General features: G+C 69.2%; 2 protein-coding genes and 1 pseudogene. All 3 read right to left on the reverse strand.

Going from position 1 to position 588, the window contains the following annotated elements; translation table 11 throughout:
• Window positions 1–127, reverse strand: a 127-nt coding sequence (locus JCM19049_RS21700) for an ATP-binding cassette domain-containing protein (protein WP_306420840.1), incomplete at its 3' end; no start/stop codon positions are given.
• Window positions 82–243, reverse strand: coding sequence for a hypothetical protein (locus JCM19049_RS23750; protein WP_374700355.1), 162 nt, complete (start codon window positions 241–243; stop codon window positions 82–84). The genes JCM19049_RS23750 and JCM19049_RS21700, both read right to left, overlap by 46 nt.
• 22 nt (window positions 244–265) lie before the next feature.
• Window positions 266–588 (reverse strand): annotated as a pseudogene (locus JCM19049_RS17020) (ABC transporter permease); the annotation flags it as partial.

Below are 588 nucleotides of genomic sequence, written 5' to 3' on the forward strand. Positions count from 1 at the left end.
CCAGGCTCGTCACCTCGGTGCCGCCAAAGCGGATGGACCTCGACGCGGGTGCGGCCGGCAGCAGCCCGATCAGCGCCTTGGTCAGGGTCGACTTGCCGGACCCGGATTCCCCGACAACGGCGAGGATCTGCCCGAGGGGATGTGCAGGTCCAGCCCGTTGGCGGCCACCGTCCCGCCGGGGTAGCGTACCGTGAGGTCCTCGATGCGCACCACCGGTGCGGCGGGGGTGTTCTTGGTGTTCATTTCCATGTCCACTGTCCTTGTCCTAGAAGCGGAAGGCGCGGTTGATGCTGCGCCCCAGGCGGCGGTGAGCATGACGGCCGTGACGATCACCAGGCCCGGCAGGGTGGTCAGCCACCAGGCCACCGACAGGTACTGGCGTCCCTCGGAAATCAGCAGCCCCATTCGGGGGTGGGCGGCGGGGCGCCGAAGCCCAGGAAACCCAGTCCCGAGATGGCCAGGATCGCCGCCCCCAAATCCACGGCGAGCAGGGCCAGCACCGGTCCGATCACGTGCGGCAGGATGTGCCGGCGCAGCACGGTGAAGTAGCCGCCGCCGCTCATCAGTGCCGCCTGCACGAAGTCGTGG

This window comes from Arthrobacter sp. JCM 19049 (assembly GCF_001310435.1).